Origin of the sequence: Burkholderia sp. 22PA0099 (genome assembly GCF_047497165.1) — a bacterium.
In the GTDB taxonomy this organism is placed as follows: Bacteria; Pseudomonadota; Gammaproteobacteria; order Burkholderiales; family Burkholderiaceae; genus Burkholderia.
Genome location: NZ_CP163165.1, coordinates 2,111,811 through 2,127,095, shown reverse-complemented (window position 1 = coordinate 2,127,095; position 15,285 = coordinate 2,111,811). Strand labels below are relative to the sequence as shown.

Genomic DNA, 15,285 nt, shown 5'->3' with positions numbered 1-15,285 from the left:
AGGTGCCGCGCGCGCCGCTCGCGGCCGCCGGTTGGGCGTTGGTGAGGGGACGACGAATTCGGCGGATGGCGCTGCGAAAACGGCAACGCCGGCCCGAAGGCCGGCGTTGCAGGTCGAACCCGATGCCGCGAACGCTTACTTCGTCAGGCGCAGCTCGCCGAGGTTGCCCGCGATCTGCTGGAAGATCGTGTTCAACGAAGCGTTGTCCGGGGCGTGGTAGTAGTTGCCCGGCGACGCGCAGTTGCGCATGGCGGTTTGCGCCACCGAGTTCGACGCATCGGAGCCGAAGGTGATCGCGTAGACGGTCACGCCATCGGCCTTGATCGCGTTGCAGACGGCATTCTGGAACGTATTGACGTCGTCCGGATACCCGGCGTTGTTGCCCGACGACGCGTCCACCGGATTGCCACCATGCAGTTCGGCGGAATCCGTCTGCCCGTTGGGGAGCCCGATGCTCGTCGCCTTCAGCGAATTCGTGCCGACGCCGGACAAGCCGTTGAACCACAGCGTGTTCGGGAACGAACCGGCCGCGCCGATCTGGTTTTCGCCGTCGGTCAGCACGATCATCACGCGTTGCAGGCCCTGCGTGGTCAAGGGCTTGGGCAACGACGGATCGGTCGAGATCCAGCCGTTCGCCGCGCCTGCCGTGTTCTGCGACCAGGCTGGCGACAGCATGCGCCAGCCCCAGAGCAGACCTTCCGGAATGATCGTCGAACCGCCCGCCACCATGTTGCTGACTGCCGTGGTCAGGGTGTTCTGCTGGTTGGTCATGAACGTGACCGGCTGCCCCATGCATTGCGAGTTCTGAGTGACCGTCTGCGTGCCCGAGCTCATCTGGTCGAATTCGGTTCCGATGCCGGTGCCCTGCGGGCTCTTGCACCAGTTTTGCGCACCGTTGGTGCTCAACGTCAGGGGCACGTTGTTGAGCGTTTGGCTGGTGTCGTATTTCGTGTTGTAGCAAAACCCGTAGGCAAACGTCACGACGTTGAGACCGGCCGGCGGCACGTTGTAGTAGTACGGCGTGAACTTCAACGCGTCGCTGGGCGAATAGGCGAGCGCCTGCAAATTGTTGCCCGCATCGCGCGGCTCGACGGCGCAGCCGCCCCAACCCGCCACGTTTTTGGTTTTCGTCATCCCCACGTTCGCGCTGTTGTAGCTGAACACCGGGTTCATCCACGAGCCGCTGCCCGACAGCGCGCCCGTCAGATTGACCGTGCTGGCGAACGGCACGAGGCCGACATAGGTCGTGTTGCTGCTGTTCGACTGGTTGTACAGCGCGCTCAGCAACGTATTGGACGCATCCTTCAGGCCTTGCAGCTTGCTCGACCCGTTGGACGTGCCATCCGCCGACTGGCTCATCGAGCCGGTGTTGTCGAGCACCAGCGACAGTTCGAGCAGCGTCTGCGGCAAGCGGATCACCGAGTTCGCGGCGCTGACGGTGGCGAACGTGCGCGGGTCGCCCACACCGCCGCCGTTCGTGCCGCTCGCGGCGTTCTTGCTGACGGTCGGATCGAGGAAGAACGGCGCGAGCAACGGCTGCTTCGCGGAAGTCGAGAGATTGATGGTCTGGCCGGACGCACGATCGCCGGTCACGGTGGCCGTGATCGGCTGGCGCGTCATGCCGAGGTAGCTGCTCGGCATGTTGCCCTGGTAGTAGGCCAGCGCATCGGCCTGCCACTGCGTGTAGTTGTTGCCGTTCGTGTCCGAGTAGTGCGCGAGGTCGGCGCCCGAGGACAGCGCCGCCACGTCCAGCGCCATCTGCATCTGCGTCTGGCTCATCGTGAAGCGGATCGAATCGATGCCGAGGCACATCGTGCCGATCAGAACCCCGCCGAGCACCGCGAACATCATCGTGAACGCACCCTCGTCGCGCCGCCAGAAGCCGCGCAGCGATTGCGGGCCGCGCCGCACTCGCGGCGCGGTGCGGCGCTCGCCGGGCGTACCGACGAGATCGGTCGAGGCCGCGTCGGCTTCGGTCGTGCGAGGTTCGGTACGCATCAGGAGCTCGAGTACTTGAGAGGCAGCGGCTTGCCGGTCCGCGGATAGACGGTCACGCTCTTGTAGATCGTGATCTGGCCCGGTGCCGATTTCCAGAAGAACGCGGTCATGAGGAACGGCGTGTACTTGTAGAACACCTCGACCACGATCGCCGAATCGCCAGCCCGGTAAGGCCAGTTGGCCGGCAGCAGCGTGCTCGCCGAAGCCGGGTTGAGGTGAGTCTGCATCGTGCCGTCGTTATAGCCGGCCGCCTGCTGCCACGTCACGACGCTGGTATTCGTCTTGGTGGGCACGTTGGTGGCGGTCAACATCGGCGTGCCGGCAGCCATCGATGGCGTGGCGCCAGGAGCGGCGCAACTCACGCTCTTGTCGCAAATCACGCTGACGATCACGCCGCCCGGGCCGCCGCGATTGGTGCTCGCCACCCCGAAATTGAGCGGGGTCGCCAGCAGGCTTGCCGCATTCCAGATCGAGCCGAGATTGTCGGGATCGCTGGTGGTCTGCGAGTAATACACCTGGTTGCGCTGACCGAGCGACCCGGCCAGCACGTAGGCCGTGTGCTCGACGAGACTGACCGCGCGCATGTACAGGTAGAGCTCGGTAAAGCCCAACATGATGAACAGGATCAGCGGCGTGAGAATCGCCACCTCGATGCTGACGAAGCCGCGCGACGCGCGGCGCGTGCCCTGGCCGGGCGCAGTCGCGCGCAGGTCGTCGTGCGTTGAGGAACGAATCGCTGTCATTTCTCGTTCTGCACCAGGTAATAACGGCTGTAGACGATGGGCGCCATGTGGAAGAAGCCGAGCAAGCCCGTGAACCCCTTCGGCATGCTCAACGAAATGTGGTACGACACCACGTCGCCCAATCCGCCGGCGCCGCTCGCGGGGGTGGCGTTTCCGAACGTGCCGTAATCCACGATCGAGATGGTCAGCTTGCCGCCGATGTTGGTCCACGGCTTCAGGATGGTCGTGACGAGCTGGGTGGCGGCCTGCTCGCGCGTGCCGCTGGCCGGCGCGACGGTGGTGATGCCCGCGCGCGATGCCTGCTGCGCCGCGTATTGCACCGAGGCATCCACCATCAGGTTGAGGCCGAGCTCGATGATGCCGAGCATCAGGATGAACATGGCCGGCGCGAACAGCGCGAATTCGAGCGTGGACACGCCGCCTTCCGCCCGTCCAAAGCGTCGTGCGCCGAGCAGCAGACGGCAGCCCCCGATGGCATCGGCAAGGCGCTTCATTGCAGCGCCCCGCTGCCGGCCGCCTGGCCGTGAGATTCGGTCAGCCGGCCCTGCGCGCCCCAATTGCCGAGCGGCGTGACATTGCCGGCCTGATCGGCCGGCAGCGTCGGCACGGCCGCGGCGGCCAGTTGCCGGCGCTCGCGCTGGTAGGCGTAGAAGCGCAGATCGTTGCTGACATCCTGGGCGGGCAAGTCACGCGACAGCAGCTCCGAGGCCGCCTCGCTGTTGCCGAGCATCCCGTAGGCCAGCGCGAGATCGTGGAAAGCCTGCGGCGGCGCGGCCGGGAAGCGCGTCACGTCGGTCAGCACGTCGACCGCCTCGCGCGGCCGGCCGGCCATGATCAGCGACATGCCGAGATTGATGCTGATCGACGGATCGCCGGGGTTGTGGATCAGCGCCTCGCGCAGTTCGGCCTGCGCGCCGGCATGATCGCCGCTCAGGTCGAGCGCGGCGCCGAGCCCGGCCTGGGCCATCGGCTGGTTCGGCTGGAGCACGAGCACCTGGCGGAAGCTCGCGATCGCCACGTCGAACCGGCGCTGGCGCAGGTTCACGCGGGCCCTGCCGCTCAATGCCGGCACCGAACGTGCGTCGACCGCGAGCGCCTTGTCATAGTAGACAGCGGCGCGCGTCAGGTCGCCCGCCACGTACAGCGTATCGCCCAGGCCCGTCAGGCCCGTCACCGATTGCGGATCCTTCGCGAGCATCCGGGTATAGACGTTGGTGGCCAGTTGCACGTCGCCCGACTGCAACGCCGTGCGCGCGACGCGCTCCTCGCTGGCCGGGTCATTCAGCTTGCGTGTATCGAAGCTCGGCGTTTCCACCGGCTTGTAGGCGATGCCGTGGGACGCGCAACCCGAGAGCGCGATGAACGCCAGCGCAGCCGCCAGCACGGTAACGGAACGAGGCGAAAAGGCGTTCATTGATGGGCGAAGAAATCTTTGAGCTGAATGACGGCCGGCCCCGCCGCGATCGCGCAGATGGCCGGAAGAATGAAAAGCATCATGGGCACCACCATCTTCGGCGCAAGCTTGGCGGCCTTTTCCTCGAGCGCCATGATGAAGGCGAGCCGCTCCGAACGCGACAGCGTCTTCAGCGATTGCGTGATCGGCGTGCCATAGCGCATCGACTGCGTCAGCGTGGAGGTCAGTGCCCGCACCGAGGGCAGGTTGATGCGGCGCCCGAGATTCTGCAGCGCGCGCTCGGTGTCGCCCGAAATGCGCAGCTCGTCGGCCGTCAGCGCGAATTCGGCCGACAGCGGCGGGCAGATCGTGGTCAGTTCGTCCGACACGCGCTGCATGCTGACGAGCAGGCTGTTACCGGCATTGGTACAGATCACCATCAGGTCGAGCGCATCGGGCAGGCAGGCCGAGATCCAGCGGCGCCGCGAATGGGCGCGAAAGCGCAGCGCGTATTCCGGCACGATCATGCCGACAATGAACGCGCCGAGCATCGCCAGGCCCCGGAATGCGGGAAACTGGCCGACCCCGGGCACGCTGGCGCCCGACACCACTACGATCGCCGCCATCAGCAGGCCGAACGAGAACTTCACGCCGAGCATCACCGCCGTGCCGTTTCCGCCGCGATAGCCCGCGTTCAGCAGATCGGCCTCGATCTGCGCGCGCAGCTTGGCGTCGAAGAACGGGATGCGATCGCCGAGCACGGCCAGGAAGTTCGTCAGCCGGTCGAGCAGGCTCACGGATTCGGATTCCTCCTCCTCGACGGTGGTACGCGCCGCGCGGATCTGCGCGGCGTCGCGCACGCGATCGGCAATCTTGCCGCGATGGCTGCCGTACTTGATCATCCACCAGCCGGCGACCACCAGCAGCAGCCCGACCAGCATCATCAGGTCGGTGAACAGTTCGATCAGTCCGGCTGTCATCGGGAGGTCTCCAGTTTCGACATCTTGGTCACGACGATCAGGCCGAGCGTGATCGATACCACGGCGAAGGTCAGCAGCTTGTGACCCGCCTCGGTCTCGAACAGCACCTCGACATAAGGCCGGTTGATCGCGTAGAGCCCGCCCACGATCACGATCGGAATCGCGGTCAGGATCTTGGTGGTGATGCGCGCCTCGCCCGTCAGCGCGCGTGCCTTCTGGCGGATTTCGCGCCGCGTGCGGATGATGCCCGACAGGTTCTCGAGCGTTTCGCTGAGCTGGCCGCCGGTTTCACGCTGCACGAGCAGGCAGACGCAGAAGAACGAGAAATCCGAAATCTGGATGCGGCGCCCGGCCGCCACCAGCACTTCCTCGAGATCCAGGCCGACCTGCAGCGAATCGCCCATCAGGCGAAATTCACGGTCGATCGGTGCGGGGCATTCGTTGGCGCTGTTGATGATCACCTGGGTGACCGGGATCCCGGCGCGCACCGCACGCACGATCATGTCGAGCGCTTCGGAAAAGCCCCCGAGGAAGCGGTCATCGAAGCGCTTGACCAGGAACCGGTAAGCCCACAGCGTGCCGCCGAGCGGCGCGCCGATCATGATGAGCGGCAGCGTCCAGCCCGGGATCGGCGCGATCACGCAGGCGATCAAGGCCCCCACGGTGGCCACGATCGTGACGATGATCACGAATTTCTTGCCGCCCGCGCCGGCCACCGTGTCGAGCCGCGAAAGCCGCGCCGCGAACCACATGCCGATCGCCGTCTCCGAGCCCGGCTGCTTGTTGAACAGCGAGACATCGACCGTCAACGATTCGGTGGCGGTCAGCGCCACGGTCTTCCCGAACGCGCTCTGCATGCGCTGCGCGATGCGCGCCGACGCACGCTGCCGGTACAGGTTCGCGCCGATCATCGCCATCAGGCCGACGATGACGATGCAGACGAACGCCGCGGTCGCGATCAGGTTCGGGTTGACCATCTCAGCTCATCGCCTCCATCACCGCGTCCTGCAAGCCGTAGTAGGTCGCGCGTTCGTAGAACGCCGGACGAATCGGCTGACGCTCGAAATTGCCCTTCACCTCGTCGCCGAACGACGTCGCGTCGTAGCGGAACGCGAACAAATCCTGGGTGATGATCACCTCGCCTTCCATGCCCACCAGCTCGGTGATGCGCGTGATGCGGCGCACGCCGTCGCGCATCCGTTCGATCTGCACGAACATGTGCACGGCGCTCGCGATCTGGCGGCGGATCGACATCAGCGGCAGATTGCCATTGGCCATCATCACCATGCTTTCCAGCCGCGTGATCGCGTCGCGCGGCGTGTTCGCGTGGATGGTGGTCATCGAGCCGTCGTGGCCCGTGTTCATGGCCTGCAACACGTCGAAGGCCTCGGGGCCGCGCGTCTCGCCGAGGATGATCCGGTCCGGACGCATCCGCAGCGAGTTGCGCACCAGGTCGCGCTGATTCACGCCGCCCAGGCCTTCGGTGTTCTCCGGCCGCGTTTCGAGGCTGACCACGTGCGGCTGCTGGAGCTGCAGTTCGGCCGCGTCCTCGATCGTGACGATCCGCTCGCCGTCGCCGATGTAGTGCGACAGCGCGTTCAGCAAGGTGGTCTTGCCCGAACCGGTACCGCCCGCCACGATGATGTTCAGCCGGCAGCGGCCGGCCAGCTTGAGCAGCTTCGCCATGTTGGCCGACAGGTTGGCCTGCTTGGCCATGATGTCGAGCGTGATCTTGCGCTTCGGGAATTTACGAATCGAGATGGCCGCGCCCTTCAGCGCGAGCGGCGGCAGCACCACGTTCACCCGGCTGCCGTCGGCCAGCCGCGCATCGACCATCGGGCTGCTTTCGTCCACGCGCCGGCCCGCGCCGGCGGCAATCCGCTGCGCGACGTTGGCGACGTGCATGTTGTCGCGGAATTTGTAGGGCGTCAGTTCGAGCCGGCCGCGCCGTTCGACGAACACCTGATCGGGGCCGTTCACCAGCACGTCGGTCACCGATTCGTCGGCCAGCAACGGTTCGATCGGGCCCAGCCCGAACATGTCGTTGAGCAGTTCCTCGACCATCAGGTTCTGGTCGGCCATCGTGACGTTCAGGTACTCGCGCTCGGCCACCACCGCCACCATCTGCTCGACGGTGCCGCGCATCTGGTCGCGCGTCTTGCCGACCGCGGCCGAGGCGTTCATCGTGGCGAACACGCCGTTGCGCACCACCCGGAACACATCCGAGCGCACCATCGGCTCGCTCGACGGCGCAGCGGCACGGCGCGCCTCGGTGCTGGTCCATGAAGGCTCCGGCACCGACGCGGCGGCCGGCGCCGCGACGGCCGGCTGCGCCGAGGCCGACGTGCCGGCCGTCGCGACGCCGGCTTCGACAGCCGGCTCGGGAGGGCGTGCCTTGTTGCCGAACGATTTCATCGCTTCCACCATTTGAAGCTGCGGCCGCCGCCGCGCACCTCGTTGGTCGCCTTGAGGCCCACCAGATCGTTGCCGATCTGGGTGATCGACTGGGTGAAGCCGTTCGCGGCGCGGCCGGTCGGCGGCTCGCCGACATTTTCGGCGATCGCGAGAATCTTGTTCTCGTAACCGATCTCGAGCAGCACCGAACGTCCGACCGCGCCGACGAAATCATCCTTCTCGACGTTGCCCTGGGTGCGCGGAATCGTATTGTTCAGCACGAACGAGATGACCGGCGTGTTCTCGCGCTTCTCGACGTATTGCGCCAGACGCACGGTTTCGTGCGCACCATGCACCGAGCGGTCGCTGATCATGTAAACACGCGCCGAATTGTCGAACGCTTCCGTCGTGAGGCGACCCACGCCAGCACCGGTATCGATGATCACGTAGTGGAAACCGTCGGTCAGCAGATCGATCAGGCGCTCGATGCCGCCTTCCTTGAACGGCCAGGCCGCGCCGTAAGGCAGTTCGCACGACAGCAGGAACAAGCGCGCGCCGATCGGGATCATGGTGCGTTCCACGAAGGCCGCGTCGATCCGTTCGATACTCTGCAGTACTTCCGACAGGCCGTTGTTCGAGCGCACGCCCAGCATCGAGCTGGCCGCGCCGCCATGAACGTTCAGGTCCACGTAGGCGATCCGGCGGTGCGTGGAATCGGCCAGATGGCGCGCGAGATTGACGGCCACGGTGGTGGTGCCCACGCCACCGCGCGCGCCGACGAACGAGATCGCCTTGCCGCGCCGCGTTTGCGGCACGGCGCGCACGGTGCCGTCATTGAGGTCGAGCGTGCGCTTGAGCAGTTCCTCGGTCAGCGGCTTGACGAGGTAATCGCGCACGCCGATGCCGAGCAGGCCGCGATACAGCGCCACGTCGTTCTTGTCCCCGAGCGCGACCACCTGCACCGACGGCTCGCACACGTCGGCAAGCCGCGCCAGATCCGACAGCGGCATCGACGAGCCTTGCAGGTCGATCAGCAGCAGGCGCGGCGAACGGCCCACCTTGGTGATATGGGCGATCGCCTCGTTCACCCCGCCGAGGCCCACGTGCGTATGCGGCAGGGCCTCGTCGAAGATGAAGTTGCGCAGCGTCTGCTCGGTCTGGCGATCGCCGACGAAGGCCATGAAGCGCGCGGCGCGCGTGGTGCTGGCCTGGGTGCGCGAGGCCGCGGAATCGGCGGCGCTCAATTCGAACTCCCGGTGGTGCCACCGCTGCCAGAGGAACCCGACGAGCCCGATGAGCTGGTCGAGCTGCCCCCCAGCGCCTTCACGTTATCCGTTTCGTAACGGCGCACCGCGCTCGCGGCCACGGCGGCATCGGCGGGGCCGAGCGTGGCGGGCGCCACGAGGTCCTGCGGATTCGCGACCTGCGCGGCGAGATTCGAATAGGTGGCGCAGCCCCATTGCATCGACGGGCGCCGCTCACCGCCCCAAGTCAGCACGGACGGCTGCGCGAGCGAGCGGCAATCCACCGAGGGCGTGCCGTCGGGGCCGACCTGGATCGTCGATGCGTCGACCATGCCGGGCGTCGGATCGGCGACACAGCCCGTCAAGGCGGCGGCGATCGCGGCAGCCGTCAGCGCAAGGCCGAGGCGGGAATCAAGAGACACGAAAAACATCCTGGGGCGCCTCCTCAGTAAACGTAGCCGGCCGGGCCGGTGAGCTGCGGCTGCGGCGCGCCGGCATCGGCGGGGGTGGCCGCGCGGCTGCGCGCGAAGCCGTATTCGACGTCGCTCGTGCGCCGGACCAGCGAATCGATCGGCGAACGCAGGCGCTTCGGATCGACCGGATTGGCGAGATAGGGCGTCACGATGATGACGATCTCGGTTTTCTTGTCCTGGAAGCTCTTCGACGAGAACAGCTTGCCGATGACCGGCAGCGAGCCGAGGCCCGGCACCTGGCTGATCGAGTTGCTCGAATTCGATTGCAACAGGCCCGCGATCGCGAAGCTCTGGCCGCTGGCCAGCTCGACCGTGGTATCGGCGCGACGAATGCTGATGCCGGGAATGCTGATGGTGCCGGTCGAGATGCTGGCGGTCGAATCGAGCTGACTCACTTCCGGGCGCACCTTCAGGCTGATGCGGCGATCGTTGAGCACGGTCGGCGTGAAATCGAGCTTGACGCCGAAATCCTTGTAGTCGATGGTCACCGCGCCGTTGGTCTGCGAGATCGGGATCGGGAATTCACCGCCGGCCAGGAAGCTGGCCGTCTGCCCCGACAGCGCGACGAGGTTCGGCTCGGCCAGCGTGGTCAGCAGATCCTCCTCGGTCAGCGCGCCGATGATCGCATCGATGCTGGTGCCGCCCGACGAGAAGCCGGCTGCGATCGAATACGCGTTGCCGGTGGTCGAGGTGGCGGTCGAGGTCAGCGACGACAGCGTGGTGGCGCCGTTGAACAGGCCGCCGAAGAAATGGCTGCCGCCGAAGGTGGTCAGCGATTGCCAGTTCACGCCGAGCTGCCGGGTAACGTTGCGATCCACCTCGACGATCCGCACGTGCAATTGCACTTGCAGCGGCTTGTCGATCACGATCCGGTTCACGAGGTTCTGCTTGTCGGCGAGGTACGGCTGCAGCATCTGCACCATCGCATCCGCCTCGCTCGAATCCTTGGCATGCCCGTCCACCTGCATCGAGCCGGGGCCGGCGTTCAGCTTCAGGTCCGCGTTCGGGAAGCGCGCGCCGAGCATGCCGCGCAGTGCGTCGAGATCGGGCGTGACCTTGATCGTGCGCTGCACGAGCGGATGATTCGCGCCGTCGAGCACGTACAGCGTGGTGGTGCCGGCTTTCTTGCCGAGCACGTACAGCACGCGCGGCACCGGCACGTTCACGTCGGCGATGGTCGGATCGGCCACGAACACCGAGGCGGCGTTCTGCGTCAGGGTCAGCATCGCGCCCTTGCCGGTCGTCAGGTCGAGTGTCGCGCCGGACGCGGCGTTGCCCTGCATCTGGGGCATGCCGGGCAACACCGCGCGCTTGCCCGGTGCGTTGACCGGCCGGCCATCGCGCAGGTCGAGCGCGCTGGCGGGGGCCGGCGCCGCTGCCATCAGCAAGGCCAGCGATGCGAGTGCGATGGGTGCGAGGCGCCCGCGCTGAAGGTTTCCGAACCGCGATTTCATGATCAGTGAGTGTTCCTGCGTGAGCCCATGGCGCAATGCCCCCGGAAGCCTGTTTTCGACGGAGGCGCGCATCAGTTCGGCAAGCCCGGCAGCGGCGGCGCGACGCCCACGCCGCCACCAGCGGCGCCGTCCGCCCCACCCGTTTCGCTGCGCGACGACCCGCGGTAGATCACCACGCGCGGCGGCGTATAGCCGGCCGAAGACGGCGAGGACGGCCGCTGCAGGTCGTGCAGCGCGCGCGAGACGTCACCGCTCCAGACCGGCGCGACCGCCGAGGCCGGCGGCGTATCGACGGCCGCGGAATTCGGATCGCGGCTGTCGGTCGCGAAGCTGCGCAGCGCGAGCGAGAGGCTGCCCAGATGCGAGGCGACGGACACCACCTCGCTCATGCGCGGCGTTACCTCGAGCGTGACGGTGCGCGCCACGCGGATGCCGCCATCGGTATTCGCGCCGGCATCGTCCTTCGGGCGCATGAATTGCGAGCCGACCGCAAGCACGCGCACCTGCTGCACCACAGTCTCGCTCGCCACCGACTGGCCGGGCATGTTGGTGCGGGCCGTCAACTGCTGGGTCAGCAGCAGATCGACGTAGTCGCCCGGCTGAATCAGGCCGGCGTTGCCGGACACATCGTCGACCGCCACCGACACGGCGAGCATGCCGGGCTTGAGGGTGGCCGCGAGAAAGCCCGGCGAGTTGGCCAGCATCACGTCGGTCGTCACCAGCACCGCGCCGGATTTCACCGGATGGCGCAGCAAGGCACCCTTCAGATCCGGTGCGCCGGTCATGCCCGACACCACTGCATTGGGCGGCACGTCGGCGACGGCAATGGTCTTCCAGCCGAGATCCTCGTCGCGCAGCAGCAGGCCAACCGGCAGATCCGCGGTGGCGACCCGCACCTTCGAGGTGGTCGGCGCCGCGGTGTCGGTGTGCTGCGAGGAGACGATCACGATCCGCACGATGACGGCGACGATGATCGCGCCGACCAGCAAACCGAGAATTTTGATGAGATTCGACATGTTTGATACGTTCTATCGCACAGCCAGCGCCAGCGCGGCCGGCAACACGATGGCCGTGCCGCCGCCCAACGCGAGCGCGACACCGTAGGGCACGCCGCGAGCGCCGGAGAACAGGGCGAGCCAGCGGCGCAAGCCGCGCTGCTCGGCATCCGGCGACAGATGGCGTGTGGCGAAACTGATGATTCCGACGACCGTACCGATCACCGAAATCAGCGTGAGCGCCGGCATGAACTCCGTCATGCCGGCCCACAAAAAGATAGCGGCGGCGAGCTTCGCATCGCCGCCGCCGAGCATGCGGGCGGCAAACAAGGCAATGCCGACCAGCAGAATCAGAACCCCGACCGCGAGGTGGATGGCCATCTCGGCGATGGGCATGCCGATCAGCAACGCGTCGATGGGAAACAACACGGCGATTGCGGCCACTGCGCGCGTCGGCAACCGGCGTTCACGCAGGTCGCGCATCGCCAGCCAGGCCAGCAGACAAGCGACAACCATCCTCATCAGCAAAGACAGGATCAGCACGACAATTTCCAGGGAATGCCAAAACACGGAGATCGCGCGCGGCGCCCACGATCTCCGCCTCCAGAGGCTTTAGCTACCCGCCTTGGTTTGTGCGGACGACACTTGCGAGAACAGGTTGGTGAACATCGTCGAGATGTTGCCCTTGTAGGTGGCGGCCATTGCGCCGAGTGCCAGGATCACGATGCCTGCCAGCACTGCGTATTCCATTGCGCTGACGCCACGCTCGTCGCGAGCAAAAGCCTTGAGAAATTTCTTCATAATTACCCCGAAAATCCAGAATTAAACGTTAATCAAACACTAGCCAAACCAACCGGAAAGACCCAACGACGCCACCAACGATCGCCTGTCGAGACGGTGATCTCAGCCGTCTCGAGCCTGCGGGGCCCCCGAGAATTCGCTCCTCTTGCCTGAGCTTCCTCGTGGGACAAAGTATAAATTTTGAGATTAGCGAGTTGGCGTAAATGTATGTGAAACACTGTTAAATCTCTACTACACAGTGTTACGCCGCACGGTGACGAGACGCTTTTTGCAATATTCGCCACAGTCGAGCCATACATTTTGTTTTCCGACATCTGGCTTTCACATCCAGGACGTCCAAAAACCTCGGCCGTCAACGTGCCGATCGCTTCACCTCATGGCGCTGATATCGGCAGCCGGCCGGCATTCTTTAGGAAAAATCTGATCTCGGCTACCAAGGCAAGCCGGAATTGACGATGACAACGTTTGCGGGATATGCGGCAGATTGCCGCGCACCTTGCCAAAATACGCGCCAGACGCGGAAAACGGCGAGGCGCTCAGCCGATCGGTACCGGGTGCTCGCCGTCAGGCTTCAGCGCGCGCCTCAGCTGCCGTTCGCGCTCTGCGCGGTGCTCGCTTGCGAATACAGCGTCGAGAACAGGCCGGTGATCGTCGTCCGGTAGGCCAGCGCGATGCCGCCGAGCGACAGCACCACGATCGACGCCAGGATGGCGTATTCCATGGCGCTGACACCCCGTTCGTCACGCGCGAAATGCTTCAGAAGCTTTTTCATTGCCTACCCATCGAAAAGCCCCAACGAGGCCATAAGAACGATGGCCGGAACGCATTCACCGATCCGGCCACACAACACTACCCATCCGCTGATAACGGCAGCGAATCGTAATTATTTAGGATGCCGTATGCAACCTCAACGCGGCGCGGCGGGTGCCACGGCCGGCGCGGCTGCCGGGTCCTCCCCCTGCACCCCCGTCCCGCACCCGCTGCAAAACGGAAAAAACGCGAAATTGCGCGTCCCGCATCCACACACCTGAAACAAACGCAGCCCGCAATGAATGCAGAACGTCGACTGCTCGCCGCCGAGGCTCCACGGCTTGTCGCAGGACGGACAGGTTTTCTTCTGGAACGAAGCAATGGCCTTTTCATAGCCGATCGACTGCGCCCGCTCGTCCTGGCTGCGCTGCATCTCGTCGCGCTTGCGCTCCACGTAGCGCTGGAACGCCCGCAGCATGTAGATGCCGGCGAACACGGTCAGCGCGATGCCGACCACTACCCGCACATAGCCGCCGAAATCCGGCAGATACGGCACCAGCTCGACGAAGAACGCCGACAGCGCGAACAGCCCGAAGCCATAGACGAACGGCCAGTAGCGCGCACGCCGGTAACGCACGAGCAGCCAGAGCGCGATCAGCAGCACCGGCAGCGTGAACGCCAGGCGCCAGCCGAACACCTCGAGCGCATAGCGGCGCTCGGCGCTTTCGTAACGCGCGTCGGCCGCCTCGCGGGCCTGCGAGGCGCGCCGATCGAGCGCCTGGGCTCGCTGGGCCAGCGCCTGCGCCTGGTCCGACAGCGCGTCCTGCTGCTTCTGCAAACCGGCCAGCGCGGCCTGCAGCCGGTCCAGTTGCTGCGTGCGCGCCAGCACCTCGGGGTTGCGGCTGCTGTCGCCGGTCGCGCTGCGCGTGGCGACCCAGTTGCGGAACGCCTCCTTGGCGCTGTCGTAGTCGCGCCGGGCGCGCGTGACGGCCACGCCGGCGGCGTCCTGTTTGGTCGACAGGCTCTCGCGTTCGCCGTCGAGCGCGCGCCGCTCGTCGCGCAAGGCGGCGTCGCGCGCGGTGTCGGCGAACTGCTCGACGCTCGGCGGGCCGCCGGCCGGCGCGAACATCATGTCGCGAATCACCAGGCTGCCGAGCATGTTCAGGAACAGCGCGAACACGATCGCCACGGCCCACGACGCGAGCCGCAACCATCGTTCGGGGCGGGAAAATGCCTGGCTGGGTTTCATCTTCATGGTCTCTCCGGTGTCGTTGGTGTTGTGTCGGCCGTTGTGTCGCCGCTGTGTCGCCGTTGTGTCGGCCGGTCCGGGCCGTGTGCGGCAAGCTAGACGCCGATCGTGCCGCGATCGATCTTGCGCGCGAGGATGATCGAGGTGGTGGTGCGTTCGACGCCGTCGAGCGCACCGATCTCGTCGAGCAGGTCGTTGAGCCGGCCCGGCGAATCGGCGCGCAGCCAGGCGACGTAATCGAACTCCCCGCTCACGGCGCACAGCAGTTGCACCTCGGGCATGCGATCGAGCCGCTTCAGCACGTCCTGGCCGAATTTCGGCGCGAGGATGATGCCGACATAGGCGACCAGGCTGGCATCGAGCACGTCCTGCCCGAGCCGGGCGCCGTAGCCGGCGATCACCTGCGTGCGCTCGAGCCGCTCGATGCGCGCGATCACCGTGGTGCGCGCCACGCCGAGCTGCCGCGCCAGCTCGGCCACGCTGGCGCGCGCGTTCGCCTGCAGCATCGTCACGAGGCTGCGGTCGAGTTCGTCGAGCTGGTCGAGGCGGGGTGGGCGCATGGCGGTATCCGTGACAAGGTGACGCGATGATAGCGCCGATGCCCGAGCCCCCCAAGCCGCATCGCCGACCCGGCGGGCCTGGCCGTGCCGGCACCGCCGCGCCGGGGCCGAGCGTTTGCGATTCGTTTCGGTTGTAAGCAGATGTCGCTTCGCTGCACATTTGCACGTTCGCATGCTACTAATAGCGCACCTTCCGGCTCGCGGCTTGCTACACCCGATGGCGAACGCACCGGAAATCGAATGACGACCAC

General features: G+C 66.1%; 16 protein-coding genes. All 16 read right to left on the bottom strand.

Annotated elements, in window-relative coordinates; all coding sequences use genetic code 11:
• Positions 1 to 135: 135 nt before the first annotated feature.
• Positions 136 to 1,998: a VWA domain-containing protein gene (locus AB4851_RS25125; protein WP_414449236.1), complete on the bottom strand. Its 1,863-nt coding sequence runs from the start codon at positions 1,996 to 1,998 to the stop codon at positions 136 to 138.
• Complete coding sequence (locus AB4851_RS25120; RefSeq protein ID WP_414449235.1) at positions 1,998 to 2,741, bottom strand: hypothetical protein; 744 nt, start codon at positions 2,739 to 2,741, stop codon at positions 1,998 to 2,000. The genes AB4851_RS25125 and AB4851_RS25120 overlap by 1 nt, the downstream gene beginning before the upstream one ends.
• Positions 2,738 to 3,235: a TadE/TadG family type IV pilus assembly protein gene (locus tag AB4851_RS25115; RefSeq protein ID WP_414449234.1), complete on the bottom strand. Its 498-nt coding sequence runs from the start codon at positions 3,233 to 3,235 to the stop codon at positions 2,738 to 2,740. The genes AB4851_RS25120 and AB4851_RS25115 overlap by 4 nt, the downstream gene beginning before the upstream one ends.
• A complete protein-coding gene (locus AB4851_RS25110) occupies positions 3,232 to 4,155 on the bottom strand; it encodes a tetratricopeptide repeat protein (RefSeq protein ID WP_414449233.1) in 924 nt (307 codons plus the stop codon). The genes AB4851_RS25115 and AB4851_RS25110 overlap by 4 nt, the downstream gene beginning before the upstream one ends.
• Positions 4,152 to 5,114 (bottom strand): type II secretion system F family protein, encoded by a 963-nt coding sequence (locus tag AB4851_RS25105; protein WP_414449232.1) that lies wholly within the window; start codon positions 5,112 to 5,114, stop codon positions 4,152 to 4,154. The genes AB4851_RS25110 and AB4851_RS25105 overlap by 4 nt, the downstream gene beginning before the upstream one ends.
• Complete coding sequence (locus AB4851_RS25100) at positions 5,111 to 6,091, bottom strand: type II secretion system F family protein (protein WP_414449231.1); 981 nt, start codon at positions 6,089 to 6,091, stop codon at positions 5,111 to 5,113. Before AB4851_RS25100 ends, AB4851_RS25105 begins: the two co-directional genes overlap by 4 nt.
• Position 6,092: 1 nt before the next feature.
• Positions 6,093 to 7,541 (bottom strand): CpaF family protein, encoded by a 1,449-nt coding sequence (locus AB4851_RS25095; protein ID WP_414449230.1) that lies wholly within the window; start codon positions 7,539 to 7,541, stop codon positions 6,093 to 6,095.
• Positions 7,526 to 8,752 (bottom strand): AAA family ATPase, encoded by a 1,227-nt coding sequence (locus tag AB4851_RS25090; protein WP_414449229.1) that lies wholly within the window; start codon positions 8,750 to 8,752, stop codon positions 7,526 to 7,528. The genes AB4851_RS25095 and AB4851_RS25090 overlap by 16 nt, the downstream gene beginning before the upstream one ends.
• The gene (locus AB4851_RS25085) at positions 8,749 to 9,174 is read right to left on the bottom strand and encodes a CpaD family pilus assembly lipoprotein (RefSeq protein ID WP_414449228.1); all 426 of its coding nucleotides are present in this window, start codon (positions 9,172 to 9,174) and stop codon (positions 8,749 to 8,751) included. Before AB4851_RS25085 ends, AB4851_RS25090 begins: the two co-directional genes overlap by 4 nt.
• A 23-nt stretch (positions 9,175 to 9,197) precedes the next feature.
• Entirely contained in the window at positions 9,198 to 10,679 is a 1,482-nt protein-coding gene (locus tag AB4851_RS25080) for a type II and III secretion system protein family protein (protein WP_414449227.1), read from the bottom strand.
• 71 nt (positions 10,680 to 10,750) lie between these two features.
• Positions 10,751 to 11,695 carry a Flp pilus assembly protein CpaB gene (gene cpaB / locus AB4851_RS25075; RefSeq protein WP_414451864.1) on the bottom strand — a complete coding sequence of 315 codons (945 nt, stop codon included), beginning with the start codon at positions 11,693 to 11,695 and terminating at the stop codon, positions 10,751 to 10,753.
• A gap of 12 nt (positions 11,696 to 11,707) precedes the next feature.
• Complete coding sequence (locus AB4851_RS25070; protein WP_414451863.1) at positions 11,708 to 12,217, bottom strand: prepilin peptidase; 510 nt, start codon at positions 12,215 to 12,217, stop codon at positions 11,708 to 11,710.
• A 69-nt stretch (positions 12,218 to 12,286) separates the two neighbouring features.
• Positions 12,287 to 12,475 (bottom strand): Flp family type IVb pilin, encoded by a 189-nt coding sequence (locus AB4851_RS25065; protein WP_414451862.1) that lies wholly within the window; start codon positions 12,473 to 12,475, stop codon positions 12,287 to 12,289.
• Between the two features lie 583 nt (positions 12,476 to 13,058).
• Positions 13,059 to 13,247, bottom strand: a complete 189-nt coding sequence (locus AB4851_RS25060; RefSeq protein ID WP_414451861.1) for a Flp family type IVb pilin — start codon at positions 13,245 to 13,247, stop codon at positions 13,059 to 13,061.
• Between the two features lie 135 nt (positions 13,248 to 13,382).
• On the bottom strand, positions 13,383 to 14,474 hold the full coding sequence (locus AB4851_RS25055; RefSeq protein WP_414451940.1) for a hypothetical protein: 1,092 nt from the start codon (positions 14,472 to 14,474) through the stop codon (positions 13,383 to 13,385).
• 95 nt (positions 14,475 to 14,569) lie between these two features.
• Positions 14,570 to 15,034, bottom strand: coding sequence for an Lrp/AsnC family transcriptional regulator (locus AB4851_RS25050; RefSeq protein ID WP_414445357.1), 465 nt, complete (start codon positions 15,032 to 15,034; stop codon positions 14,570 to 14,572).
• Positions 15,035 to 15,285 lie beyond the last annotated feature (251 nt).

Bases quoted from the DNA above. Each gene is read 5' to 3' on its own strand.
- AB4851_RS25100 (WP_414449231.1), bottom strand. From the start codon at position 6,091: ATGGTCAACCCGAACCTGATCGCGACCGCGGCGTTCGTCTGCATCGTC.
- AB4851_RS25060 (WP_414451861.1), bottom strand. From the start codon at position 13,247: ATGAAAAAGCTTCTGAAGCATTTCGCGCGTGACGAACGGGGTGTCAGC.
- AB4851_RS25105 (WP_414449232.1), bottom strand. From the start codon at position 5,114: ATGACAGCCGGACTGATCGAACTGTTCACCGACCTGATGATGCTGGTC.
- AB4851_RS25050 (WP_414445357.1), bottom strand. From the start codon at position 15,034: ATGCGCCCACCCCGCCTCGACCAGCTCGACGAACTCGACCGCAGCCTC.
- AB4851_RS25080 (WP_414449227.1), bottom strand. From the start codon at position 10,679: ATGAAATCGCGGTTCGGAAACCTTCAGCGCGGGCGCCTCGCACCCATC.
- AB4851_RS25120 (WP_414449235.1), bottom strand. From the start codon at position 2,741: ATGACAGCGATTCGTTCCTCAACGCACGACGACCTGCGCGCGACTGCG.
- AB4851_RS25125 (WP_414449236.1), bottom strand. From the start codon at position 1,998: ATGCGTACCGAACCTCGCACGACCGAAGCCGACGCGGCCTCGACCGAT.
- AB4851_RS25055 (WP_414451940.1), bottom strand. From the start codon at position 14,474: ATGAAACCCAGCCAGGCATTTTCCCGCCCCGAACGATGGTTGCGGCTC.
- AB4851_RS25115 (WP_414449234.1), bottom strand. From the start codon at position 3,235: ATGAAGCGCCTTGCCGATGCCATCGGGGGCTGCCGTCTGCTGCTCGGC.
- cpaB (WP_414451864.1), bottom strand. From the start codon at position 11,695: ATGTCGAATCTCATCAAAATTCTCGGTTTGCTGGTCGGCGCGATCATC.
- AB4851_RS25110 (WP_414449233.1), bottom strand. From the start codon at position 4,155: ATGAACGCCTTTTCGCCTCGTTCCGTTACCGTGCTGGCGGCTGCGCTG.
- AB4851_RS25095 (WP_414449230.1), bottom strand. From the start codon at position 7,541: ATGGTGGAAGCGATGAAATCGTTCGGCAACAAGGCACGCCCTCCCGAG.
- AB4851_RS25065 (WP_414451862.1), bottom strand. From the start codon at position 12,475: ATGAAGAAATTTCTCAAGGCTTTTGCTCGCGACGAGCGTGGCGTCAGC.